1 protein-coding gene and 1 pseudogene are annotated in these 1762 nt (G+C 59.4%); one reads left to right on the forward strand and one right to left on the reverse strand.

The window, feature by feature from the left end:
- Positions 1-1657 (forward strand): recombinase family protein (locus tag ABH944_RS44525; protein ID WP_404615817.1); only part of this gene is annotated, 1657 nt, incomplete at its 5' end.
- Here the strand turns inward: ABH944_RS44525 and ABH944_RS44530 are convergent.
- Positions 1658-1762, reverse strand: a pseudogene (locus ABH944_RS44530) (IS66 family transposase); the annotation flags it as partial.

Consider the following 1762-nt stretch of genomic DNA (forward strand, 5'->3'; position numbering starts at 1 on the left):
CTTTACGCCGAAAACGCCGTGGCTCCATTACGCCGGAAATCCGGTGGCGCCATTACGCCGAAAACGAAATGGCGCCTATATGCCGGAAATTCACAGCTATATCTGGCATCGTGAAGTCGGCCTGGGCATTGATCCAAGCCTGCAACTGCAGGAAGTCATACGCCTAATATTCGTACGTTTCCGCGAACTCGGTAGCGCAAGACAGGTTTTGTTGTCGCTACGGGCTCAACAGGTCCACTTCCCGCGCCCCTCTGACGGTAGGACGCTGACGCACTTCGACTGGATACCCGTACGCTACCGTAACGTGATCTCGGTGCTCAAGAATCCGTTCTATGCCGGCGCATACGTGTACGGCAAGAGTGGCAAACAGATGGCGATAGTAGATGGGCGTGCGCGCAAGAGCTATAAGCATCCCAAGCCGTTTGAGGAGTGGGATGTCCTGCTCCGGGAGCATCACGAAGGCTACATCGATTGGGCGGAATTCGAACGCAACCAGAAACAGCTTTCGGCCAACGCCTACAGCAAGGCGGGCGACGTAAAATCGAGCCGTGGTGGACGGGCACTGCTCGCTGGCCTGCTTGCTTGCGCGCGCTGTGGGCGTCGCCTGTCGGTGGCCTATACTGGTCGAATCCCGCGGGCCGTCTACCGATGTGACCGCTTTGACATACCGCCGCGATGCATGAGCTTCGGCGGATCACGCATCGACGCTGCCATCGGAAACGAACTTCTGCGTGTCGTGGAGCCCTTGGCAATCGAAGCAGCCCAGCAGGCCGAGCATATGCAAATGGATACCTTGAACGAGCAGCGGCGGATCGTGGAACTCGAACTGCAGCAAGCCCAGTACGAGGCGACGCTCGCCGAGCGCCGCTACGCCGCCTGCGACCCCGATAACCGTCTGATTGCCGCGCAATTGGAGAAGAACTGGGAAGCAGCATTACGTCGGGTACAGGCCTGTCAAACGCGCCTGGAGACGGCAGGGGCGCCGATGGCAGAGGCAGCGTCTCCTGACTTTGTGAAGCTCGCTGAGAATCTCCAGGCGGCCTGGAACGCTCCGGGCGTGACCATGCGCATGCGCCAGCAGCTAGTCCGCGCGCTCATCGTCGATATTGTTGCAGACGTCGACGACACGGCTCGCGAAGTCATACTGACGATCCATTGGCACGGCGGTCAGCACTCCCAGCTACGAATTCGCAAGCCCCGAACGGGCGAGCATGGATGCAGCACCTCTGACGAGGCGCTCGCGGTCGTTCGCAGCATGGCGAGCCGGTGGTCAGATCAGGACATCGCCGCATCGTTGAACCGGATGGGGTTACGGACAGGCCAGGGTAAGACCTGGACTGCGCACCGTGTCAGTTCCATACGGCGAGTGCGAGACATCCATGCGTACAAGTCGGCTGACAAGGATGGAGAATGGCTGACGATGTTCGAAGCCGCAAAACTGCTCGGCGTCACCAGTCACGCGATCCGCCGGTTGATCAACGATCGGGTTCTGCCCGCCGAGCAGGTGATGCCCGACGCTCCTTGGCAAATTCGTGCGAGCGATCTGCGCAGCGATGCGGTTACAGCGGCCTTATCGCGCAAACATCGCCCGTGTCGCAATGATGGGGAAGGACAAATCCCAATGTTTATCAAGGCCTCAGAAGGAGGTGCACAATGAACGCCCCATTACTAGAGGGCGAATTGAGCGTTCTGCGGTGTTGTTGTCCACTTCGATGCGCCCATCTTCGCAGTAACGCGTCAGCGCCTGCCAATGTGTCAACGA

Origin of the sequence: Caballeronia udeis (assembly GCF_044909315.1) — a bacterium.
In the GTDB taxonomy this organism is placed as follows: Bacteria; Pseudomonadota; Gammaproteobacteria; order Burkholderiales; family Burkholderiaceae; genus Caballeronia; species Caballeronia udeis_A.